We start from the raw sequence: 21,050 nt of genomic DNA on the forward strand, positions 1-21,050 counted from the left end.
AGAGAGGTTCCTCCGCTTCCTGCGGTGTTGACGGGGGTGCCTCAAAGGTAGGAAACGGGGGATACGGGCGACAAGCGACGAGAGCTGCGTGTGTGCGCAGCATCGCTGCGCAAACACGGTGGTCAGCGCACGTTCGATGCGTCCTGGGTCTCCTGCGGGGCGGCATGGGTCGCGCCCGCCTCAGGAGCCTCCGGCAGCAGATGGGACAGCACCATGTAGCTGATCGTCTTCCGGATGAACGGCTCGGTACGGATCCGCTCCAGGACCTCCTCGAAGTGGTCCACATCCGTGGCGCGTACATGCAGCAGCGCGTCCGCACCCCCGGTCACGGTCATGGCCGCGGTGATCTCCGGATGGTTGCGGACCACCTCCGCGAGCCGCCGGGGCGGCGCCGCGCCCTCGCAGTACACCTCGACGTACGCCTCCGTGCGCCAGCCGAGCGCCGCCGGCTGCACCGTCGCCGTGAACCCCGTGATCACGCCGGTCTCGCGGAGCCGGTCCACCCGCCGTTTGACGGCGGTCGCCGACAGCCCGATCGCCGCGCCGATCTCGGCGAAGCTCGTCCGGGCATTGGCCATCAGAGCCGTGATGATCTTGCGGTCGAGTTCGTCGAACATCCCGGACTTGCTGTTCATGGCGGCACTGTATCCAGCGAGAACGCCCACACCCCGCACATGTCCAGGCGTACGAATCACTCTTACACTCCACTTCCATGCTGCGCGTGCTCGCCGTCGACGACGAACAACCCTCCCTGGAGGAGCTGCTCTATCTCCTCAACGCCGATCCCCGGGTCGCCGCCGCCGAGGGCGCGAGCGACGCGACCGAGGCGCTGCGCCGGATGAACCGGGCCCTCGCCTCCGGACCCGACGGGCCCGAGGCGGTCGACGTCGTCTTCCTCGACATCCACATGCCCGGGCTCGACGGACTGGACCTGGCCCGGCTGCTGACCGGATTCGCCCACCCGCCGCTCGTCGTCTTCGTCACGGCGCACGAGGGCTTCGCCGTCCAGGCCTTCGACCTCAAGGCCGTCGACTACGTGCTCAAGCCGGTGCGCAGGGAGCGGCTCGCCGAGGCCGTCCGCCGGGCGGACCAACTCCGGCGCACCGCACCGCTGATCCCCGTGCACGAACCCGACCCCGACCACATCTCCGTCGAACTCGGCGGAGTCACCCGCTTCGTGGCCGTGGAGGACATCACCCACGTCGAGGCACACGGCGACTACGCCCGGCTGCACACCGCGCAGGGCAGCCATCTGGTGCGCATCCCGCTCTCCACCCTGGAGGAGCGCTGGCGGTCGCGCGGGTTCGTCCGCATCCACCGCCGTCACCTCGTCGCCCTGCGCCACATAGGCGAACTCCGCCTGGACGCGGGTACGGTGAGCGTTCTCGTGGACTCCGTCGAACTCCAGGTCAGCCGCCGGCACACGCGTGAACTGCGGGACCTGCTGATGCGCCGGACCATCGGCTGAGGGGGGAACGGCGTGCCGCAGGACCCGACCGAACGGCGTGTGGTCGTCACCGGAGCGCCCCGGCGCACCCGCAGGACGTCCGGCTACTACCGGCCCCGGACCGAGATCGAGGAACAGACCACCCTCGGACACGCCTATGTCCGCTCGCTGATGCGCAGTCAACTCCGAGTCGCGCTCGTGGTGTTCGCCGTCCTGGTGCTCCTGGTCGGCCCGCTGCCCCTGGTGTTCGCCGCGATACCGGACGGAGCGGGCCTGGAATGGGCCGTGCTCGGATTCTGCGTCTACCCGCCCCTGGTCCTGCTGGCCCGCTGGTACGTCCGCCGCGCGGAGCGCAACGAGAGGGACTTCGTGCGACTGGTCGAGGACCGTTGAGCGGCCGCCGAGGACCGTCGAGGGGCGAGGCATGAGGGGACGCGCGGGACGCGGGACGACGGCCCCCGGCGGCCGTGACACGAAGGGCCCCCTCCGGTGAACCAGAACTACGCCGTGCCCGCCGTCGCCCTCGTCGTCGTCGCGACCGTCCTGGTCGGGGCGTTCGGCCTGCGCATATCCCGGACCACCTCCGACTTCTACGTCGCCTCGCGCACCGTGGGCCCCCGCCTCAACGCGGCCGCCATCAGCGGCGAGTACCTCTCCGCCGCCTCCTTCCTCGGCATCGCGGGCCTGGTGCTCGTCCAGGGCCCCGACATGCTCTGGTACCCCGTCGGATACACGGCCGGCTATCTCGTGCTGCTGCTGTTCGTCGCGGCCCCGCTGCGCCGCTCCGGCGCCTACACCCTGCCCGACTTCGCCGAGGCCCGGCTCGGCTCACAGGCGGTCCGGCGGCTCGCCGGCGCCTTCGTCGTCGGCGTCGGCTGGCTCTATCTGCTGCCCCAGCTCCAGGGCGCGGGACTCACCCTGGCGGTGCTGACCGACGCACCCGACTGGTTCGGCGGCGTGCTCGTCGCGGCCGTCGTGGTGGCCACGGTCGCCGCCGGCGGCATGCGCAGCATCACCTTCGTCCAGGCCTTCCAGTACTGGCTGAAGCTCACCGCCCTGCTGGTCCCCGCGCTCTTCCTCGTCCTCGCCTGGCAGGGCGACGGCGCCCCGCGCGACGCCTTCGACGAACCGGCCACCTTCCGCGCACAGCGGGTCGTCCGCATCGACGACACCCTCGACCTGAGACTGTCGCGGCCCCTGACCGTCACGGCGACGGGCACCGTCGACGGCCGCCGCTACGGGAACCAGCGGGTCGCCCTCCCGGCCGGCGTCCACCGCGTCGCCCGCGGCACCCGGCTGACGTTCCGGCAGGGCGACCCCGTACCGGCCGCCGACCGCGCCGGCAACGGCGGCATGTCGACCTCGCTCGCGGCCGGCCGCGAGGAACGCCCGCTGTACGCCACGTACGGACTGATCCTCGCCACCTTCCTCGGCACCATGGGACTGCCGCACGTGGTCGTCCGCTTCTACACCAGCCCGCACGGGGTCGCCGCGCGCCGCACCACCGTCGCCGTCCTCGGCCTGATCGGCGCCTTCTACCTCCTGCCGCCCGTCTACGGGGCGCTCGGCCGGCTGTACGCTCCCGAACTCAGCCTCACCGGCAACGCCGACGCCGCCGTCCTGCTGCTCCCGGACCGGGTCATCGGGGGACTCGGCGCCGACCTCCTCGGCGCGCTCGTGGCGGGCGGCGCCTTCGCGGCCTTCCTGTCCACCGCGTCCGGACTGACCATGGCGGTGGCCGGGGTCCTCACCCAGGACGTGCTGCCCTCGCGCGGTGTACGCCACTTCCGGCTCGGCACGGTCCTCTCCATGGTGGTGCCGCTCGCCGCGAGCGTGATGGTGGGCGGGCTGCCCGTCGCGGACGCCGTGGGACTCGCCTTCGCCGTCTCCGCCTCGTCCTTCTGCCCGCTGCTCGTCCTCGGCATCTGGTGGCGGCGGCTGACACCCCCCGGCGCCGCCGCCGGCATGCTGACCGGCGGCGGCGCGGCCTTCGTGGCGGTCGCCGCCACCATGGCCGGCTACCCGGGCTCCGGCGCCCTGCACGCCCTGCTCGCCTGGCCGGCCCTCTGGTCGGTTCCCCTCGGATTCCTCACCATGATCCTGGTGTCCCTGGCGACGCCGGGCCGGGTGCCGCAGGGCACCGCGGCGATCCTCGCCCGGTTCCACCTCCCCGAGGAACTCGCCGACGGCCAGGTCCACGCGGCCGGGCACACGAAGGAGGCCCAGGTATGAGCGGATTCCTGGCCGGACTGTGCGTCGCCGTGCTCCCGCTGCTCGCCGCCGGGTTCTGGCTCGGCCGACGGACCGCGCGACCCGAGAACCTCGGCGGGCTCGGCACCCCCGTCGAGCACGCCACCTTCGAGACCCTGCACACCGCCTCGCTCGCCGCGCCCCCGCTGCGCGCCGGCCTCACCGACGAGACCGCCCGCAGATCCGCGCGCCGCCTGCGCACCCTGCTCGGCACCGACGCGCTCTGCCTCACCGACCAGGACGCCGTCCTGGCCTGGGACGGCATCGGCGAGCACCACCGCACCGAGATCATGGGACGGCTCGGCGGCCCGCTGGAGACCGGCCGGGGCGAGGCCTTCCGGCTCCACTGCGACGAGCCGGACTGCGTGCTGCGCTGGGCCGTGGTCGCGCCGCTCACCGTCGACGACCGGGTGCACGGAGCGCTCGTGGCCTGCGCGCCCCGCGAATCCGCGGTGCTCGTGCGGGCCGCGGGCGAGGTCGCCCGCTGGGTCTCGGTGCAACTGGAACTCGCCGATCTCGACCGCTCCCGTACCCGTCTGATCGAGGCCGAGATCAAGGCCCTGCGCGCGCAGATCTCCCCGCACTTCATCTTCAACTCGCTCGCGGTGATCGCCTCGTTCGTCCGCACCGACCCGGAGCGCGCCCGCGAACTGCTGCTGGAGTTCGCGGACTTCACCCGCTACTCGTTCCGCAGGCACGGCGACTTCACCACCCTCGCCGACGAACTGCACGCCATCGACCACTATCTGGCGCTCGTGCGCGCCCGTTTCGGCGACCGGCTCTCGGTCACGCTGCAGATCGCGCCCGAGGTGCTGCCGGTCGCGCTCCCCTTCCTCTGTCTTCAGCCCCTGGTGGAGAACGCCGTCAAACACGGTCTGGAGGGCAAGGCGGACAAGTCGAACAAGAGCCACATCAGCATCACCGCGCAGGACGCGGGCGCCGAGGCACTGGTCGTCATCGAGGACAACGGCACCGGAATGGACCCCGACCGGCTGCGCCGCATCCTGGCCGGGGAGGTCAGCCCCTCCGGGGGCATCGGGCTGTCCAACGTCGACGACCGGCTGCGTCAGGTCTACGGCGACGACCACGGCCTCGTCATCGAGACGGCCGTCGGAGCGGGGATGAGGATCACCGCCCGGCTGCCCAAGTACCAGCCGGGCGTGCACTCGGCGGGCCGGCTGCCCCGGCCGTGAGCGCGCCACGGCGACCGGCCGCCCGTCCGCCGCGGGCCGTCACGCGCCGCCCGTCCGCCGCGGGCCGTCACGCGCCGCGCGCGGCGACCATCGCGACCGTGATCAGGCCGAGCACCACCCAGCCGAACCACAGCCAGCCGTTGCTGCCGAGCGCGACCGTGTAGGCCGTCACGACCACCAGCCCACCGACGGTGAGCACCCCCATGGTCTTCGTCGAACCGGGCATCGCACCACACCCTTCTCCCGACGGGTCCGCGGCGCGGGCCGCGGCGTGCGGCCATTTTCACCCGGCGGGAGACGGTTCGCCAGGGCTGGTGCGAGGGCCGGAAGGCGGTTCAGTTGCCGCGGGCGTTCAGCGAGGCCAGATAGGCGTTGTACGCCTCGAGCTCCTTGTCGCCGTCGCGGTCGGCCGCGCGGTCCGTACGGCGGGCCTGGCGCTGCTCGGAGCCGTACCACTGGAAGAGCAGCGCGAGCAGCACCAGGACGGACGGGATCTCGCTGAACGCCCAGGCGATGCCGCCCGCCGCGTTCTGGTCGCTGAGCGCGTCGATGGCGAGCGAGGCGGGCGGGTTCTTGTACGTGTCGACCATCGGCGTGGACGCCATCATCAGCGCGATGCCGAAGAACGCGTGGAACGGCATGCCCGCGAAGAGCTCCAGCATGCGCATCAGATAACCCGGCCGGTGCGGGCCGGGGTCCACTCCCATGATCGGCCAGAAGAAGACCAGGCCGACGGCGAGGAAGTGGCACATCATCACGGTGTGCCCGGTCCTCGAGCCCATCAGGAAGTCGAAGAGGGGAGAGAAGTACAGGGCGTACAGACTCGCGATGAACAGCGGGATCGTGAACGCGGGGTGCGTGATGACCCGCAGATACCGGCTGTGCAGGAACATCAGCAGCAGTTCACGCGGCCCCTTGGTGCCCCGTCTGGCCGCGACCGGAAGAGCCCGCAGTGCGAGCGTGACCGGTGCCCCGAGCAGGATCAGGATGGGCGACAGCATGCTGATCACCATGTGCTGCACCATGTGCACGCTGAACATGACCATGCCGTAGTCGTTCAGCCGCGTGCACATCATCAGCAGCACGGTCAGCACACCGACGACGAACGAGACGGTCCGTCCCGGCGACCACGCGTCACCGCGGCGGACGAGCCGTACGACCCCCCAGCCGTACAGGCCGAGGCCCAGCAGGCAGGCGGCGAGGAAGAACGGGTCCGCGGACCAGTCGAGCCCCCTCCCCAGCGTGAACGGCGGCAGATCCATGGTCATGCCGTGCCCGCTGTGTTCCATCCGCCGGCTCCTGATTAGTACGGGTTGTGCGCTGTCTGTCCGCACCAGAGTAGAACCGTCCCCGGTCGCCGTTCCGGCCGGGGTGCGCATCCGTGCCCGGGCTCAGAGCCTCAGAGCACGCACTCCGCCTCGGCGTACCGCTCGTCCGGCACCGTCTTCAGCGTCTCCACCGCCTCCGCGAGGGACACCATCACGATGTCGGTCCCGCGCAGCGCCGTCATCATCCCGAACTCGCCCCGGTGCGCGGCCTCCACGGCGTGCCACCCGAAGCGGGTCGCGAGCACCCGGTCGTACGCGGTCGGCGTGCCGCCGCGCTGCACGTGCCCGAGGATCACCGGACGGGCCTCCTTGCCGAGGCGCTCCTCCAGTTCCAGGGAGAGCTGCCGGGCGATGCCGGCGAACCGCTCGTGGCCGTAGACGTCCTTCACGCCCTCGTCGAACGCCATGGTGCCCTCGCGCGGCTTGGCGCCCTCGGCGGCCACGACGATCGCGAACCGCTTGCCCGCCTCGAAGCGCTCGCCCACCTTGGCGGCCAGCTCCTCGATGTCGAAGGGGCGCTCCGGCACGACGATGGCGTGGGCCCCGGCGGCCATGCCCGAGTGCAGCGCGATCCAGCCGGTGTGGCGGCCCATGACCTCCACGATCAGCACCCGCTGGTGCGATTCGGCGGTCGTCTTCAGCCGGTCCAGGGCCTCCGTCGCGACGCCCACGGCCGTGTCGAAGCCGAAGGTCACGTCCGTGACGGCGATGTCGTTGTCGATGGTCTTCGGCACACCCACGATCGGCAGGCCGCCGTCCGACAGCAGCCGGGCCGCCTTCAGGGTGCCCTCGCCGCCGATCGGGATGATCGCGTCGAGGCCGAGTTCCTCGACGTGCCCCCGGGCCCGCTCGACACCGTCACGCAGATGCGCGGGCTGGACCCGGGAGGAACCGAGCATCGTGCCGCCGCGGGCCAGGATGCCGCTCACCGCGTCGAGGTCGAGCTTCAGGTAGTCGCACTCCAGAAGCCCCTTCCAGCCGTCCCGGAAGCCGATGACCTCGTCGCCGTGGTCGACGACGGCGCGGTGCACGACGGACCGGATGACGGCGTTCAGGCCGGGGCAGTCGCCGCCGGACGTGAGGACACCAATGCGCATAGCCCGAAATACCTTCTCAACGTGGGCCGGGGACCGGACCACGTTGTCCGGCTGGAATCCCGGTCACCCTACCGGCGGGACGGGGTTGTGCCGTAGCGGGCGTCCGCCTGGTGGACTCGTCCGCACAGGTGAGCGGAGAAGCCGTCAGGCGGGCTCTTCCGTATACCGTGCCGCACACCTTGGGCGCGCTTGAGGTATCCCTCAAGCGCGCCCTGGGGCGGACGTGGCGCCCGGACCGCCGGACTCCCGGGGCGCCGGCCACGGGGTGTCGCCGTGGCCGGTCCCGGAGTGGCGGGCCGGCTCAGGCCGGCTGCTGGGCGGCGGTGATGCGCTCGCCCCGGAGCGCCTCGTACCAGCGGTCGTCGATCGGCGGCAGCGCGTTCACGTCGAGCGCCAGCTTCAGCAGCAGGTCCGCGATCTGCGGGTTGCGGGCGAGCACGGGACCGTGCATGTACGTACCGAAGACCGTGTCGTTGTACGCGCCCTCGGTGCCGTCCCCCGTGCCGTTGCCCTTGCCGAGCCGCACCTGCGCGAACGGGCGCGCGGTGGGGCCGAGGTGGGTGACGCCCTGGTGGTTCTCGAAGCCGGTCAGCTGCGGCAGGCCCAGGCGGGGGTCGATGTCGCCGAGCACGTCACCGACGCACCGCTCTCCCTCGCCGCGCGTGGAGACCACGTCGAGCAGGCCGAGGCCCGGCTCGCGCTGCCCGAGGTCGTTGATGAACTCGTGGCCGAGGATCTGGTACCCGGCGCACACCGAGAAGACGATCGCGCCGTTGCCGACCGCGCGGTGCAGGCCGCCGTCGCGCCGCAGCCGCTCCGCCGCCAGCCGCTGCGGCCGGTCCTCGCCGCCGCCGATCAGGTAGATGTCGCCGGAGGTGGGGATGGGCTGGTCGCTGCGCACGTCGAGACGGGCGACGTCGAGTCCGCGCTGGCGGGCCCGGCGCTCCACGACGAGCGCGTTGCCCTGGTCGCCGTAGGTGCTCAGCAGGTCAGGGTAGATCCACACCAGACGCAGGCTGTTGTCACTCATTCTCTTCGTCCTCCGTGGCTCAGTTGCCGACACGACGCCTCAAATCCTGGAACGCGGTGTAGTTCGCGATGACCTCGATGCGGCCGGGCGGTGCGAGCTGCACGGCCTGGTCGAGGGTGTCGCATACCTGGAAGGACTGGTTCGCGACCTCGAGGCGTACCGCGAGGTCGAGCTTTCGGTCCCCGAGCACGAAGATCGGGTGCCCGGTGAGCCGGGTGTAGTCGACGTCCCACAGCCAGGAGGTGTCGGTGCCGTCGGCGCCCCGCGCGTTCACGGACAGGATGACGGGGGTGGGCGGCGGGTCGATCAGGGAGAACGTCTCCAGCCAGCCCGCCGGGTTCTTGGCGAGCAGCAGACGCAGGTCGCGCTGCATGAACTGCACCACGTCGTAGCGTCCGGCCACCGCCTGCACCTGGTACATGCGCTCCAGGGCGACCTGCGGGGGCACTCCGAAGACGGCGGCGACGGCGGCCGACGAGGCGGCGTTCGCCTTGTTGGCGCGGCCGGGCAGCTGGAGGTGGATCGGCCAGGCCGAGCCGTGCGGGTCGAGGACGTGGTCGCCGGAGAGCGCCCAGGTCGGCGTCGGACGGCGGAACCCGCAGTCGCCGCAGAACCAGTCGTCGCCGGGGCGCTGCATCACACCGCCGCAGGACGGGCAGGACCAGGCGTCGTCCTTCCACATCTGGCCGGCCGCCACCCACATGACGTTCGGCGACGAGGACGCGGCCCACACGACGAGGGGGTCGTCGGCGTTGGCCACCACGACGGCCTTGGAACCGGCCAGACCCTCGCGCCAGTGCTCGGCCATCATCCGGGTCTCGGCGGCCCGGTCGAGCTGGTCGCGGGAGAGGTTGAGCAGCGCGATGCACTTCGGGTCGGTGTCGCGCGCCACACCGGAGAGGTACTTCTCGTCGACCTCGATGACCGCGAACTTGGCGTCCGAACCGCCGGCCAGCGCCGAGGTGATGCCCGCGGGCATGTTGGCGCCGAGCGCGTTGGACACGACCGGGCCCGCGGCGCGCAGCGCCTCCGCGATCAGCCGGGTGGTCGTGGTCTTGCCGTTGGTCGCCGACACCAGGATCACGTCCAGGTGGTTGGCGAGCCTGGCCAGCAGGTCGGGGTCGAGCTTGAGTGCCACCCGGCCGCCGATCACCGATCCGCTGCCGCGTCCGGCGGCCCGCGAGACGGCCGCCGCCGCCTTGCCCGCCGTCACGGCCAGCTTGGCCCGCGGCGTCAGCGGGTCCGAGTTGCCTGACATCGTTTCTCGATCCTCCTTGCGTACGCGCCGCGCCTCTGCCCCCGGCACCGTGTGGGTCTCAGCCTATCGAGATCCACTCACGTGCCCGAATCGCGGCACCACGACGGTGCCCGCGCGACGTTCGCGCGCCAGTGAGGACCGTACCCTTGCCGCCATGCGACACGGCTCCATCCCCGGCTCCCGAGGGCGCGTCCGCCCGGTCACCCTGCTCGGCGACCCCGTCCTGCACGCGGCCTGCGAGGAGGTCACCGACTTCGGTCCCGAACTGGCCCGGCTCGTCGAGGACATGTTCGCGACGATGTACGCGGCGCGGGGCGTCGGGCTCGCCGCGAACCAGATCGGTGCGGCGCTGCGGGTGTTCGTGTACGACTGCCCGGACGACGACGAGGTCCGTCATCTCGGACATGTGGTGAACCCACGTCTCGTCGAGGCGGACGGTGTGGTCCTGCGGGGTCCCGAGGGCTGTCTCTCGCTGCCGGGTCTGGAGGCGGGCACCGAACGGTACGACCACGCCGTCGTCGAGGGCTTCACCGTGGACGGGGAGCCGGTGCGGGTGGCGGGCACCGGGTGGTTCGCCCGGTGCCTGCAGCACGAGCACGACCACCTGGAGGGCGGCCTGTACGTGGACCGGTTGCGCGGATGGCGCCGGCACCGTGTGCTGCGGCAGGCGGCGCGGGCGCCCTGGGGACGGTGATCAGGACCGGCCGGCCGGGACCGGCCGGCGGCCGTGGCCGGACCTCAGAACCCGGGACCCCCGACGCGGTCCCCGGCCGCGGCCAGCCGCCCCCACAGCAGGTCGGCCAGGCTCCGCACCAACTCGGCGCGGGTGCACGGCCGTTCGCCCAGCCACCAGTCCCCGGCGGCATGCATCATGCCGACGATCCCGTGGCCCCAGACCCGCGCGAGCTGCTGGCTGCCCGGACCGAGGTCCACCCGTTCCTCGATGACCTCGGCGAGTTCCTCGCCCATGCGCCGCAGCAGGGGCGCGGAGTGCTTGCCGACGTCGAAACCGGGGTCGCCCGGCTGTCCGCCCTCGGAGGGGTGCATCAGGAAGCGGTAGACCTGGGGGCGTGCCTCGATGGCCGCCAGGTAGGTGTCGAGGGTCGCCTCCACCCGCTCCCGGCGCTCGGCGGGCGCGTCCAGCGCGGCCCGCAGTGCTCCGAGGAGGGCGTCCGTGTGGCGCTTGGCCAGGGCCGCGTAGAGACCGCCCTTGTCGCCGAAGTGCCGGTACAGGATCGGCTTGGTGATGCCCGCCTCGGCGGCGATGGCGTTCATCGAGGCGCCGGGGCCGTCGCGGAGCACCACTCTGTCGGCGGCCTCCAGCAGTTCTCGCCGGCGGCGGTCGGCGGACCTCTGCTGATCGGTCCGCTGTGTGGTGTCCATGATCTCTCCCCACCCATGGTGATTCGGTGACGCCTGCGCAAACTAACACTCATCGGCCCATGCTCATCGAACGGGCTGCCGAGGGGGTTTCGGGAGTTGACTTTCTCTACTGGTCAGTAACAGACTCCAGTTACCGCAAGTAACATTTTAGTGCACCACTGGAGGGGACATGGCCGAGTTCACCATGGAGCTCAACGACGAACAGAAGGAGGTCCGCGACTGGCTCCACGGGTTCGCCGCCGATGTCATCCGTCCCGCGGCGGCCGAGTGGGACGAGCGCGAGGAGACTCCCTGGCCGGTCATCCAGGAAGCCGCGAAGGTCGGCATCTATTCCCTCGACTTCTACGCCCAGCAGTACTTCGACGCCACCGGTCTCGGAATACCGATGGCCATGGAGGAACTCTTCTGGGGCGACGCGGGCATCGCCCTTTCCATCGTGGGCACCGGCCTCGCCGCCGTGGGCGTGCTCGCCAACGGCACCGAGGAGCAGATCGGCACCTGGATTCCCCAGATGTACGGGGATGCCAACGATGTCAAGGTCGCGGCCTTCTGCTCCTCCGAGCCCGACGCCGGCTCCGACGTGGCCTCCATGCGCACCCGGGCCGTGTACGACGAGGCCAAGGACGAATGGGTCCTCAACGGCACCAAGACCTGGGCGACCAACGGCGGCATCGCCAACGTCCACGTCGTCGTGGCGGTCGTCGACGCGGAGCTCGGTTCCAAGGGGCACGCCTCCTTCATCGTGCCGCCGGGCACGCCCGGCCTCTCGCAGGGCCAGAAGTTCAAGAAGCACGGCATCCGCGCCTCGCACACCGCCGAGGTCGTCCTGGAGGACGTCCGGATCCCCGGTTCGTGCCTGCTCGGCGGCAAGGAGAAGCTGGACGAGCGGCTCGCCCGCGCCCGCGAGCGGGCCAGGGCGGGCGGCGGCGAGCGCGTGAAGAACGCCGCGATGGCCACCTTCGAGGCGTCCCGTCCGGCGGTCGGCGCGATGGCGGTGGGCACCGCCCGCGCCGCGTACGAGGTCGCGCTCGACTATGCGACGACGCGTGAGCAGTTCGGGCGGCCGATCATCGACAACCAGGGTGTCGCCTTCCAGCTCGCCGATATGCGTACCTCCATCGACGCGGCGCGTCTGCTGGTGTGGCGCGCTTCGTGGATGGCGGTCAACGGCAGGCCGTTCACGGCGGCCGAGGGGTCGATGTCCAAGCTGTTCGCCAGCGAGACCGCGAAGAAGGTCACCGGACAGGCCATCCAGATCCTGGGCGGCAACGGCTACACCCGCGAGTACCCGGTGGAGCGGATGCACCGGGACGCGGCGATCTACACCATCTTCGAGGGCACGAGTGAGATCCAGCGGCTGGTGATCGCCCGGACGCTCTCCGGGATGCCGATCCGGTAGGGGTGCGACGCGGGGGCGCGGGTCCGGTGCGGCCGGGGAGCGGTTTCCCGCGCCCCGGGGACGGCGCGCCGGCCTCACCGGTGCTTCAGGGGCGTGAGCTGCTCGATGTCGTAGCGGGCGCGGAGTTCCTCGATCGCCGCGTGGTCCGGCGGGCCCCCGTTGCCCAGGATCTCCAGCAGCTCCTCGAAGTAGCGCTCGTGGTCCGGTGGCGGCGACGCCTGGAAGAACATCTTGGCCGGCGTCTCGGTCGGGTTGGAGAACGCGTGCGGGCAGCCCGGCGGGACGACGATGACCGTGCCGGGGGTCGCCCTGACCACCCGGGTACCCGAACGCGACTCCCACTTCTGCCAGTTGTCGGGAGTGCGGATCCGGGGCTCGAAGGCGAGCACGTCCAGCTCGCCCTCGAGCACGTAGAACAGCTCCTCGCTGCGCGTGTGCACATGGGCGCCCACGTCGAACCCGGGCGGCACCAGCACCTCGAAGGTGGAGGCCATGCGGGAGTGCGAGCCGGTCACCTTGAACGTCACGTGCTGGGCGGGCGTGCGCACGACGCGCCCGTGACCCGGCGGTACGAGGAGCCCTTCGGGCGCGGTCATCGTCCGCTCACCACCTGACGGGCAGTGCCTCGGGGCCGCGGATCAGCGCTCCCTTTCTGAACGGGACCTGCTCCGGCGCCACGGCGAGCCGCAGCCCCGGCATCCGGTCGAGGAGCGCGTCGACCAGGAGCTCCGACTCCAGCCTCGCCAGCATCCCGCCCGGACAGTAGTGCGGGCCGAAGCCGAACGCCACGTGCGGGTTGGGGCTGCGGGAGAAGTCGATGCCGTCCGGGTCGGAGAAGACCTCCGGGTCGCGGTTCGCGGCCAGGTACGACACGTAGACCGCCTCGCCCGTCCGGATCCGTACGCCCTTGACGTCCACGTCCTCGGTCGCGATGCGGGAGAGGCCGACCGCGTTGCGGTGCGGGATGTACCGCAGCAGTTCGTCGATGGCCCGGGGACGGATCTCGGGTTCGGCCCGCAGCCGTTCGGCCAGGTCCGGGCGGGTCAGCAGGAGGAAGAACAGCTGCCCGCAGTTGTTGGTGACCGCCTCGCCGCCGATCTGGAGGAGTACGGCGAGTCCGACGGCCTCCTCCAGGGTGATCTCGTCGCGGCCCACGGCCGCGCCGAGCAGCGAGGTGACGTCCTCGCCGGTGCTGCCGCGGCGGTCGCCGACGAGCTTCGCGAAGTAGGTCCCCATCTCGTCCTTCGCCTTCTCGCTGACGTCGGCGCCGTGCGAGGAGGAGAGGATGAACTGGGTCCAGGTGTGCATGCTCTGCCGGTCCATGGCCGGCACACCCATCAGCTCGCAGATGACCGCGATGGGGAAGGGGCCGAGGACCGTCTCGGTGAGATCGGTGGGCGGGCCCTCCTGGAGCAGCTCGTCGACCAGCTCGTCGAGCAGCCGCCGGGACTTGTCGCGGACCCGTTCCACCCCGCGCGCGGTGAAGGCGGCGGCCACCGAGCGGCGCAGCCGGGTGTGGTCCGGCGGGTCGAGGAAGCCGACCGCGCCCCGGGCCGGGATGAAGTGCGGAGCGAGCCGGGTGACCGGATGGTCCATGACCGCCTCGCGGCTGAACCGGGGGTCGTTGGCGACCATGCGCACGTCGTCGTGGCGGGTCACCAGCCACGCCCAGCCCTCGCCGTTGGGCAGTGTGACCCGGGTGACCGGGCCCTCCCGCATCAGCTCGGCCAGGACGGGGTCGAAGTCCACGCCGGCCAGGTCGACGGCGGGCCAGTGGCGGACGGCCGGGACCGGCTCGGCGATCGTCTCCTCGGTCGTGCCGCTCATGCCCGCTCCCCGTCGTCGTGCTGCCAGCGGCCGAGGGACATCTCCGCCGTGATGCCGGGACCGAAGCCCGCGAGCAGTCCGCGCGAGGCGTGCTCGGCGCCGCCCTCGTCGAACATCCGGCGCGCGGCGTCCAGGACGACGGCGCTCGCGATGTTGCCGTACTCGGTGAGCGTGGCCCGGCTGAACCGGAAGGCGTCCGGCGGGACTTCGAGGAACTTGCTGAGGTCGTCGAGGATCCGCGGGCCGCCCGCGTGGATGATGTAGAAGTCCAGGTCGGAGGCGTCCCAGCCGTGCTGCCGCGCGAGCGAGTGGAGAGCGGGCGCGAGCGGCTCCATGGTGCCCGGCACCCGCTTGTCCAGCAGGAAGTGGAAACCGGTGGCCCGGACGTCGTACATGATCCACTCCTCGGTCTTGGGGATCAGGTACGAGCCGTTGCGTTCGAGCTTGATGCCGGTGCCGCCGCGGCCCCGGACGACCGCCGCGGCGATGCCGTCGCCGAACAGTCCGTTGGACAGCAGGGAGCCGACGCCGAGGTCGGTCGGCTGGTAGCAGAGCGAGCAGAACTCGCAGGCCACGATGAGCGCGTTGCCCTCGGGGTAGGCGGTGCAGAAGTCGTGCGCCCGGTTGATGGCGGCGCCGCCGGCGGCACAGCCCAGCTGGGCTATGGGCATCTGCCGGGTGTCGCTGTTGAAGTCCATCGTGTTGATCAGCCAGGCCGTGAGCGAGGGCATCATGAACCCGGTGCACGACACATAGATGATCATGTCGATGTCGGTGGTGAGGAGTTCCGCGTCGTCCAGCGCCCGCTGCACGACCGCGGGGACGCGGGCCTTGGCCTCGCTCTCGTAGATCTTGTTGCGGTCCTCGAAACCGGGGTGCTTGAGCGTCTCCTCGATGGGCTGCACGATGTGCCGGGTCTTGACTCCGGTGTTCTCGATCAGCCGCAGTGCCAGCGGCAGTTGGGGGTGGTCCTGGTGGCGGGAGCTCGCCAGTTCCAGCGTCTCCTCCATCGTGATCACGTATTCCGGGACGGAGACCGAGGGTTTGCACAAAGTCGCCATTGAGCGCGCCTTCTTTCGCCATCCGGGGAACTCGCGTCCCCCGGCGGAAGGATGGATCACCCACGATGCGAAGGGGTGGTCCACCCACGATCACCCGGAAGCGTGGGGATATCGCGCCGGACTACTCCATTGCGGGGAATTCCGGGAGGAAGTGGGATCCTGGGGGGAGATCCCCCGGACAGGCGAATCGAAGGAGTACGTCATGGCGCGCACGGCCAGGGAGCTGCTGGAACGCACCGCGGGGAATCTCGCGCCGGACCCCCACGCCAACCGGCTGCTGCCGCTGATCGCCCGGGGCGCGGCGCAGCGCTCCACCCTCGCCGCCCTCGCCCTGGAGCAGGGGCAGGTGATTCCGGCGGACCGCCGGGCGTTCCTGCATCTGGCCGAGCGGCCGGACACCGGACCGGAGTGCGCGGCCTTCTTCACCGGGCTTGCGGAGAGTGAGGCCCTGGCCCTGGACCGGCTCGCCGCCTATGCGGACGCCTGCGGGTGCGGGGCGGAGGCGGCGCGCGCCGCGTACCAGCCGCTCGCCGGGTGCCAGAGCTACCCCGCGTACATCGCCTGGCTGGCCATGAACGGCTCACCCGCCGAGGTGGCGCTCGCCCTGACCGCCGACTTCGCGGCCTGGGGCGGCTACTGCACGACGATCGCGGAGGCCCTGCGCCACCACTACGACTTCGCCGACGAGGCATGCGGCTTCTTCGACCTCTTCGCCGAGCCCGGACCGGAGCTGGGGCAGCGGGCGCTGGCCGCCGTGCGGGAGGGGCTGGACACCGGCCGCCTCGACGAGGACCGCGCCCACCGCCAGGGCCGGCTCCTCCAGACCTGCGAGACGTCCTTCTGGCACGCCCTGTGGGAGGAGGACCAGCGCGTTCCGTGACGGGCTCCCTCAGGGGCGCGGGGAACGGCGCGCCCGCACCCGAACCACGGCCCCCGCTCCCCCCACCCCCCGGCCGGCCCTAGCCGGAGGCACCCCCACTGCTGTGCGCGATGCACGCCACATCGATCCGGTCGGCGAGCTTGGCGAGTTCGATGGTGAGCGCCGCCACCGTGTCCTCGTCGAGGCCGCCCTCGCCCGCCTCCACCAGATGCAGCCACCGGCCGCCCAGCGTGCGCAGCAGTTTGCTGACGTCGGCGGCCGCCACCTGCAACGTGCCGCGGTCGTCGACGATCAGAGGCAGGGTAACTTCGCGGTTCACACAGGGGATCGTAGCCGCGGAACGCTCACGCTCCGTGCCATACCGTGGTGATGTTGCAGAACTCGCGGATCCCGTGCTCCGCGAGTTCACGGCCGTAGCCGGACCGTTTGACCCCGCCGAACGGGAACGCCGGGTGCGAGGCGGTCATCCCGTTGACGTAGACGGCACCGGCCTCCAGATCCCGTACGAACCGGTCGATCTCGCTCTCGTCCCGCGTCCAGACGTTCGAACTCAGCCCGAACGGCGTGTCGTTGGCGAGGGCCACCGCCTCGTCCAGATCGGCGGCGCGGTACAGCGTGGCGACGGGGCCGAAGGTCTCCTCCTGGTGGACGCGCATCTCGGGGGTGATGTCGGCGAGGACGGTCGGCGCGTAGTACCAGCCGTGCTCGCCGAACCCCTCCGGGCGTTCGCCGCCGCACAGGACGGTCGCGCCGTTCTCCACCGCGTCGTCGACGAGTTCCTCGAGATCGCGGCGGCCCTGCTCGGTGGAGAGCGGACCGACCTCCGTGTCCTCGCTCTGCGGGTCGCCGACCCGCAGGGCCGCCATGCCCGCCGTGAAGCGCTCGGCGAAGGCGTCGAAGACGTCGGTGTGGACGATGAACCGCTTGGCGGCGATGCACGACTGCCCGTTGTTCTGCACCCGCGCGGTCACCGCGGTCCGTGCCGCCCGGTCGACGTCGGCGGAGGGCATCACGACGTACGGGTCACTGCCGCCCAGCTCCAGGACCGTCTTCTTGATCTCGTCCCCGGCCACCGACGCCACCGCGCGCCCGGCCGGTTCGCTCCCGGTGAGCGTCGCCGCCCTGACCCGCGGGTCGCGCAGGACGTCCTCGACCGCGCCCGAACCGATCAGCAGCGTCTGGAAGCAGCCCTCGGGGAAGCCCGCCCGGCGGAACAGGTCCTCCAGACAGAGCGCGGTCTGCGGCACGTTGGAGGCGTGCTTGAGCAGCCCGACGTTGCCCGCCATCAGCGCGGGCGCGGCGAACCGGATCACCTGCCAGAGCGGGAAGTTCCACGGCATCACGGCCAGCACCGGGCCCAGCGGACGGTAGCGCACCAGGACGCGGGCCGCGCCGGAGTCCTTCACGTCGGAGTCGGCGGGCAGCTCGTCGGCGAGCAGTCCGGCCGCGTGGTCGGCGTACCAGCGCATCGACTTCGCGCACTTGGCGGCCTCCGCGCGGGCCTGCTTGACCGGCTTGCCCATCTCCGTGGTCATCATCCGGCCGATGGCGTCCTGGTCCGCGTCGAGGAGGTCGGCGGCCCGGTGCATCAGCCGGGCCCGCTCGGCGAAGGACGTGGTGCGATACGTGCGGAACGTGGCCTCGGCCGTCGCGAGCTTGCTCTCGATCTCCTCGGCGCCGAGGGCGTCGAACGTCCTGAGCGTCTCGCCGTTCGCCGGGTTCACCGTCGCGATGGGCATGGCCGACCTCCTGAAGCGGGCTGTTCCTCGACCCTCCCGCGCACCGGGACCCGGCGCAACGCGGAGGGGGCTGCTCAGTCCTGGTGCTCCGCCAGCCGGTCCACAAACGCCGCCTGTGCCGGAACCACGACCGCCCGCGCCCGGTCCAGGCCGAACCACTCCACCCGGTCGAGCTCGGGGAACTCCTGACGGCGTCCCGACCTCGGCGGCCACTCCATCGTGAAGGTGCCCGGGACCACGGTCGCGGGGTCGAGGTCCGCCTCGACGGCCCAGGCCGTGACGACCTTGCCGCCGGCCTGCCGGACCTCGCCGAGCGGCACCGCCTCACCGTCGGGCGGGGGCAGCCCCAGCTCCTCGCGGAACTCACGGCGCGCGGCGTCCCAGGCGCTCTCGTCTGGTCCGTACTCGCCCTTCGGCACGGTCCACGCCCCCGCGTCGCGCCGCGCGTAGAACGGGCCGCCCATATGGCCGAGCAGCACCTCCAGACCCTCCGCGGTGCGCCGGTACAGCAGCAGTCCCGCGCTGCGCCTCCCCGTCACGGGGCCACCTCCGGATGTGCGGCGAGCAGGGTCGCGACGGTATCCGCGTCGGCGGGCGTCTTGTCCTCGCGATAACGCACGACGCGGGCGAAACGGAGGGTCACCCCGGCCGGGTAGCGGGTCGACCGCTGCAGGCCGTCGTACGCGATCTCGACCACGAGTTCGGGGCGTACGGTCACGACGTGGCCGTCGTCCGCCACGGCCAGCTCCTGGAGCCGTCCGGTCTGCCAGGCCAGCATCGTGTCCGTCATGCCCTTGAAGGTCTTGCCGAGCATCACGAACGACCCGTCCCCGGCCCGCGCGCCGAGGTGCAGGTTGGAGAGCTTCCCGGTGCGCCGTCCGTGGCCCCACTCCGCGGCCAGCACCACCAGGTCGAGGGTGTGCACGGGTTTGACCTTCAGCCAGGAGGCGCCGCGGCGGCCCGCGCTGTAGGCGGCGTCCAGGGCTTTGACCACGACTCCTTCGTGGCCGCGGCGCAGCGTGTCGGCGAGGAACCCCTCCGCCGCGGCGAGGTCCGCGGGCCCCTCGACGAGCGCCCGCCGCACCCGCATCGGCTCGGGCACCAGCCGCGCCAGCTCCGCGTGCCGTCCCGAGAAGGGCAGGTCGAGCAGGTCCCGTCCGTCCGCGGAGAGGACGTCGAAGAAGACGGGGGACACCGGCACGCTGAGCGCCGCCGTGGCCACGTCCAGACGCGAGCCCACCCGCCCGGCGGTCTCCTGGAAGGACCGCGGCCGCCCGTCCTCGTCCAGTGCGATGACCTCGCCGTCGAGGATGAACCGGCTGTCCTTCAACTCCAGGGCGAGGGCGATGACTTCGGGCAGACGGTCGGTGATGTCGTCGAGTGTGCGGGTGTAGACCCGTACGTCGTCGCCGTCGCGGTGGAGCTGGACGCGGATGCCGTCGAGCTTCTCCTCGACGGCGCACACCCCCAGCTTGTCGACGGCTTCGGACACGGACGCGGCGCTGTGCGCGAGCATCGGCAGCACCGGACGGCCGACGGTGAGCCGGAACCCGTCCAGCGCCCCGGGACCCTCGGCGAGCAGCGCCCGCGCCACCGTCTGCAGCGACCCGGCGAGCATCACCGCCCGGCGTACGTCGGCGGCGGGCGCGCCGGTCGCCCCGGCGAGCCCCTCCACCGCGACCGCGTCCAGCGCGCCCTGCCGCACCTCGCCGGTGAGCAGACCGGTCAGGAAGCGCTGTTCGCTCTCGGTGGCCGCCGCCCGCAGCGCGTCCATCAGGCGTCCGCGGGCGGCCTGCGAGCCGATGCCCGTGACCGCGCCGATCTCCGTCAGCCGGGCGTCCACGTCCCGCACGGTGAGCGTGGCCTCGGCGGCCGGGGGGACCGGGTGGCTCAGCATCTTCCAGCCGATGCCGAGCCGCCCCTGAGGCAGGCGTCCCGCCAGGTACGGGATCACGAGGGGTACGTCGTCGGCGTCGGCGTCCCGGAACAGCTCGGCGAGCAGGGCGATCTTCCGGGACCGCGCCGAGGTGGCGGCGACCTCCTGGGACACACGGGCGAGCCGGCTCAGCAGCATGCAGCCATGGTGCAACGCCGGGGGGCGGTCCGCGCCCCGGCGTCCGGTGCCGACCGGGACACCGGGGCGCGGGGCGCCCCCGGCGTCAGCGGGCGTCGAGGTCGGCGAGGAGCAGTTCTCCGTTGAGCGTGGCGGCCGCCCGGTAGCCGGCGCCCGCCGCGTTCACGACCTGTTCGGCGAAGCCGACCGCGTTGCCCGCCGCCCAGACGCCCGGCACGGTCGTCAGCCCGGTCTCGTCGACCACCGGGTAGGTGCCGAACGGGGTCTCGCGCAGCTCGGCGCCCAGGCGTGCGAAGAGGTCGTTGCGCGGGACGGCGCGCGGCGCGACGAACACCACCGAGCGTCGGTGGACCGAGCCGTCCCCGAGCCGGACCCCGGTGAGACGGTCCTCCTCGACGACGAGCGCGGCCACCTCGCCCGGCACCACGGCCACCCCGGCGGCGGCGAGCCGGCGCCGGTCGTCGCGCGACAGCTCCGCCTCGGCGACCTCGTGCAGGAACAGGGTGACGTCCTTCGACCACTGGGAGACCATCAGGGCCTGGTGCACACTCGCGGGCGTGGCCGCCAGCACCCCGAACGCCTCGTCGCGCACCTCCCAGCCGTGGCAGTACGGGCAGTGCAGGACGTCCCGGCCGAAGCGCTCGGCGACCCCCGGCACCGCCGGCAGTTCGTCGGCCAGCCCGGTGGCCAGGACCAGCCGGCGCGCGTGCGCCGTCCGACCGGACGCGAGCGTCACGTGGAACTCCCCGGCGCCGTGGCGCGTCACGTCGACGGCCCGGTCCCGGACCTGTTCGACCCCGTAGCGCGCGACCTCCTCGCGCCCGAGGGCGAGGAACTCGGCGGGCGGCATGCCGTCCCGGGTCAGATAGCCCTGCAGATGCGTGGCGGGCGCGTTGCGCGGCTCGCCCGCGTCGACGAGCAGCGTCCGGCGCCGTGCCCGCCCCAGGACCAGGGCCGCGGACAGTCCGGCCGCGCCCCCTCCGACCACTACGGCCTCGTACGTGTCGGTCATGGTGACCACCTCCGGGGAGACCGTCGCCCGAGCCCGCGTGGATTGACAAACGGCTTTGCCGAAACTGCAATA

22 protein-coding genes are annotated in these 21,050 nt (G+C 72.0%); 7 read left to right on the top strand and 15 right to left on the bottom strand.

Going from position 1 to position 21,050, the window contains the following annotated elements; all coding sequences use genetic code 11:
- Positions 1 to 122: 122 nt before the first annotated feature.
- Complete coding sequence (locus OG776_RS34410; protein ID WP_148008023.1) at positions 123 to 635, bottom strand: Lrp/AsnC family transcriptional regulator; 513 nt, start codon at positions 633 to 635, stop codon at positions 123 to 125.
- A gap of 77 nt (positions 636 to 712) precedes the next feature.
- Here OG776_RS34410 and OG776_RS34415 point away from each other — a divergent pair, with 77 nt between their 5' ends.
- From OG776_RS34415 to OG776_RS34430, 4 genes are all read left to right on the top strand, one after another.
- Entirely contained in the window at positions 713 to 1,468 is a 756-nt protein-coding gene (locus tag OG776_RS34415; RefSeq protein WP_148008024.1) for a LytR/AlgR family response regulator transcription factor, read from the top strand.
- A 12-nt stretch (positions 1,469 to 1,480) separates the two neighbouring features.
- The gene (locus OG776_RS34420) at positions 1,481 to 1,840 is read left to right on the top strand and encodes a hypothetical protein (RefSeq protein ID WP_148008025.1); all 360 of its coding nucleotides are present in this window, start codon (positions 1,481 to 1,483) and stop codon (positions 1,838 to 1,840) included.
- A 96-nt stretch (positions 1,841 to 1,936) separates the two neighbouring features.
- Positions 1,937 to 3,679, top strand: coding sequence for a sodium/solute symporter (locus OG776_RS34425; RefSeq protein ID WP_148008026.1), 1,743 nt, complete (start codon positions 1,937 to 1,939; stop codon positions 3,677 to 3,679).
- Positions 3,676 to 4,890: a sensor histidine kinase gene (locus OG776_RS34430; protein ID WP_148008027.1), complete on the top strand. Its 1,215-nt coding sequence runs from the start codon at positions 3,676 to 3,678 to the stop codon at positions 4,888 to 4,890. Before OG776_RS34425 ends, OG776_RS34430 begins: the two co-directional genes overlap by 4 nt.
- A 67-nt stretch (positions 4,891 to 4,957) precedes the next feature.
- Here the strand turns inward: OG776_RS34430 and OG776_RS34435 are convergent, their stop codons facing one another.
- From OG776_RS34435 to OG776_RS34455, 5 genes are all read right to left on the bottom strand, one after another.
- Positions 4,958 to 5,116, bottom strand: a complete 159-nt coding sequence (locus OG776_RS34435) for a hypothetical protein (RefSeq protein ID WP_187285514.1) — start codon at positions 5,114 to 5,116, stop codon at positions 4,958 to 4,960.
- Between the two features lie 109 nt (positions 5,117 to 5,225).
- Positions 5,226 to 6,179, bottom strand: a complete 954-nt coding sequence (locus tag OG776_RS34440; protein ID WP_148008028.1) for a cytochrome c oxidase assembly protein — start codon at positions 6,177 to 6,179, stop codon at positions 5,226 to 5,228.
- Positions 6,180 to 6,289: 110 nt separating this feature from the next.
- Positions 6,290 to 7,315 carry a 6-phosphofructokinase gene (locus OG776_RS34445; protein ID WP_148008029.1) on the bottom strand — a complete coding sequence of 342 codons (1,026 nt, stop codon included), beginning with the start codon at positions 7,313 to 7,315 and terminating at the stop codon, positions 6,290 to 6,292.
- Between the two features lie 301 nt (positions 7,316 to 7,616).
- Complete coding sequence (locus OG776_RS34450; protein ID WP_329323070.1) at positions 7,617 to 8,345, bottom strand: type 1 glutamine amidotransferase; 729 nt, start codon at positions 8,343 to 8,345, stop codon at positions 7,617 to 7,619.
- A 19-nt stretch (positions 8,346 to 8,364) separates the two neighbouring features.
- Positions 8,365 to 9,603 carry a MurT ligase domain-containing protein gene (locus OG776_RS34455; protein WP_148008031.1) on the bottom strand — a complete coding sequence of 413 codons (1,239 nt, stop codon included), beginning with the start codon at positions 9,601 to 9,603 and terminating at the stop codon, positions 8,365 to 8,367.
- Between the two features lie 154 nt (positions 9,604 to 9,757).
- Here OG776_RS34455 and def point away from each other — a divergent pair, with 154 nt between their 5' ends.
- On the top strand, positions 9,758 to 10,297 hold the full coding sequence (gene def, locus OG776_RS34460) for a peptide deformylase (protein ID WP_148008032.1): 540 nt from the start codon (positions 9,758 to 9,760) through the stop codon (positions 10,295 to 10,297).
- A 44-nt stretch (positions 10,298 to 10,341) separates the two neighbouring features.
- Here the strand turns inward: def and OG776_RS34465 are convergent, their stop codons facing one another.
- A complete protein-coding gene (locus OG776_RS34465) occupies positions 10,342 to 10,986 on the bottom strand; it encodes a TetR family transcriptional regulator (protein ID WP_148008033.1) in 645 nt (214 codons plus the stop codon).
- Between the two features lie 169 nt (positions 10,987 to 11,155).
- On the opposite strand from OG776_RS34465, the gene OG776_RS34470 reads away from it, so the two are divergent.
- Positions 11,156 to 12,385, top strand: a complete 1,230-nt coding sequence (locus OG776_RS34470) for an acyl-CoA dehydrogenase family protein (protein WP_148008034.1) — start codon at positions 11,156 to 11,158, stop codon at positions 12,383 to 12,385.
- A gap of 74 nt (positions 12,386 to 12,459) precedes the next feature.
- Here the strand turns inward: OG776_RS34470 and OG776_RS34475 are convergent, their stop codons facing one another.
- Genes OG776_RS34475 through OG776_RS34485 form a run of 3 tightly spaced genes read right to left on the bottom strand, consistent with a single transcriptional unit; the run spans position 12,460 to position 15,273 of the window.
- Positions 12,460 to 12,981, bottom strand: a complete 522-nt coding sequence (locus OG776_RS34475; RefSeq protein ID WP_148008035.1) for a cupin domain-containing protein — start codon at positions 12,979 to 12,981, stop codon at positions 12,460 to 12,462.
- A gap of 7 nt (positions 12,982 to 12,988) precedes the next feature.
- Complete coding sequence (locus OG776_RS34480) at positions 12,989 to 14,212, bottom strand: cytochrome P450 (protein ID WP_329323072.1); 1,224 nt, start codon at positions 14,210 to 14,212, stop codon at positions 12,989 to 12,991.
- Positions 14,209 to 15,273 carry a type III polyketide synthase gene (locus tag OG776_RS34485; RefSeq protein WP_148008037.1) on the bottom strand — a complete coding sequence of 355 codons (1,065 nt, stop codon included), beginning with the start codon at positions 15,271 to 15,273 and terminating at the stop codon, positions 14,209 to 14,211. Before OG776_RS34485 ends, OG776_RS34480 begins: the two co-directional genes overlap by 4 nt.
- A gap of 202 nt (positions 15,274 to 15,475) precedes the next feature.
- On the opposite strand from OG776_RS34485, the gene OG776_RS34490 reads away from it, so the two are divergent.
- Entirely contained in the window at positions 15,476 to 16,153 is a 678-nt protein-coding gene (locus OG776_RS34490; protein WP_329323073.1) for a transcriptional regulator, read from the top strand.
- 79 nt (positions 16,154 to 16,232) lie between these two features.
- Here OG776_RS34490 and OG776_RS34495 read toward each other — a convergent pair whose 3' ends face one another.
- The 5 genes from OG776_RS34495 to OG776_RS34515 all read right to left on the bottom strand — a co-directional run bounded on the left by OG776_RS34495 (position 16,233) and on the right by OG776_RS34515 (position 20,978).
- Entirely contained in the window at positions 16,233 to 16,472 is a 240-nt protein-coding gene (locus tag OG776_RS34495) for a DUF6213 family protein (protein ID WP_148008039.1), read from the bottom strand.
- Between the two features lie 25 nt (positions 16,473 to 16,497).
- A complete protein-coding gene (locus OG776_RS34500) occupies positions 16,498 to 17,892 on the bottom strand; it encodes an NADP-dependent succinic semialdehyde dehydrogenase (protein WP_148008040.1) in 1,395 nt (464 codons plus the stop codon).
- Between the two features lie 74 nt (positions 17,893 to 17,966).
- Complete coding sequence (locus tag OG776_RS34505) at positions 17,967 to 18,431, bottom strand: NUDIX domain-containing protein (RefSeq protein WP_148008041.1); 465 nt, start codon at positions 18,429 to 18,431, stop codon at positions 17,967 to 17,969.
- Positions 18,428 to 19,966: an ATP-dependent DNA ligase gene (locus OG776_RS34510; protein WP_148008042.1), complete on the bottom strand. Its 1,539-nt coding sequence runs from the start codon at positions 19,964 to 19,966 to the stop codon at positions 18,428 to 18,430. The genes OG776_RS34505 and OG776_RS34510 overlap by 4 nt, the downstream gene beginning before the upstream one ends.
- A gap of 85 nt (positions 19,967 to 20,051) precedes the next feature.
- Entirely contained in the window at positions 20,052 to 20,978 is a 927-nt protein-coding gene (locus tag OG776_RS34515; protein WP_148008043.1) for an NAD(P)/FAD-dependent oxidoreductase, read from the bottom strand.
- Positions 20,979 to 21,050 lie beyond the last annotated feature (72 nt).

The organism is Streptomyces sp. NBC_01689, from assembly GCF_036250675.1.
Taxonomy (GTDB): domain Bacteria; phylum Actinomycetota; class Actinomycetes; order Streptomycetales; family Streptomycetaceae; genus Streptomyces.

Bases quoted from the DNA above. Each gene is read 5' to 3' on its own strand.
- OG776_RS34450 (WP_329323070.1), bottom strand. From the start codon at position 8,345: ATGAGTGACAACAGCCTGCGTCTGGTGTGGATCTACCCTGACCTGCTG.
- OG776_RS34455 (WP_148008031.1), bottom strand. From the start codon at position 9,603: ATGTCAGGCAACTCGGACCCGCTGACGCCGCGGGCCAAGCTGGCCGTG.
- OG776_RS34510 (WP_148008042.1), bottom strand. From the start codon at position 19,966: ATGCTGCTGAGCCGGCTCGCCCGTGTGTCCCAGGAGGTCGCCGCCACC.
- OG776_RS34430 (WP_148008027.1), top strand. From the start codon at position 3,676: ATGAGCGGATTCCTGGCCGGACTGTGCGTCGCCGTGCTCCCGCTGCTC.
- OG776_RS34515 (WP_148008043.1), bottom strand. From the start codon at position 20,978: ATGACCGACACGTACGAGGCCGTAGTGGTCGGAGGGGGCGCGGCCGGA.
- OG776_RS34475 (WP_148008035.1), bottom strand. From the start codon at position 12,981: ATGACCGCGCCCGAAGGGCTCCTCGTACCGCCGGGTCACGGGCGCGTC.
- OG776_RS34415 (WP_148008024.1), top strand. From the start codon at position 713: ATGCTGCGCGTGCTCGCCGTCGACGACGAACAACCCTCCCTGGAGGAG.
- OG776_RS34410 (WP_148008023.1), bottom strand. From the start codon at position 635: ATGAACAGCAAGTCCGGGATGTTCGACGAACTCGACCGCAAGATCATC.
- OG776_RS34445 (WP_148008029.1), bottom strand. From the start codon at position 7,315: ATGCGCATTGGTGTCCTCACGTCCGGCGGCGACTGCCCCGGCCTGAAC.
- OG776_RS34490 (WP_329323073.1), top strand. From the start codon at position 15,476: ATGGCGCGCACGGCCAGGGAGCTGCTGGAACGCACCGCGGGGAATCTC.
- OG776_RS34465 (WP_148008033.1), bottom strand. From the start codon at position 10,986: ATGGACACCACACAGCGGACCGATCAGCAGAGGTCCGCCGACCGCCGC.
- OG776_RS34435 (WP_187285514.1), bottom strand. From the start codon at position 5,116: ATGCCCGGTTCGACGAAGACCATGGGGGTGCTCACCGTCGGTGGGCTG.
- OG776_RS34500 (WP_148008040.1), bottom strand. From the start codon at position 17,892: ATGCCCATCGCGACGGTGAACCCGGCGAACGGCGAGACGCTCAGGACG.
- OG776_RS34480 (WP_329323072.1), bottom strand. From the start codon at position 14,212: ATGAGCGGCACGACCGAGGAGACGATCGCCGAGCCGGTCCCGGCCGTC.
- OG776_RS34485 (WP_148008037.1), bottom strand. From the start codon at position 15,273: ATGGCGACTTTGTGCAAACCCTCGGTCTCCGTCCCGGAATACGTGATC.
- def (WP_148008032.1), top strand. From the start codon at position 9,758: ATGCGACACGGCTCCATCCCCGGCTCCCGAGGGCGCGTCCGCCCGGTC.
- OG776_RS34470 (WP_148008034.1), top strand. From the start codon at position 11,156: ATGGCCGAGTTCACCATGGAGCTCAACGACGAACAGAAGGAGGTCCGC.
- OG776_RS34440 (WP_148008028.1), bottom strand. From the start codon at position 6,179: ATGGAACACAGCGGGCACGGCATGACCATGGATCTGCCGCCGTTCACG.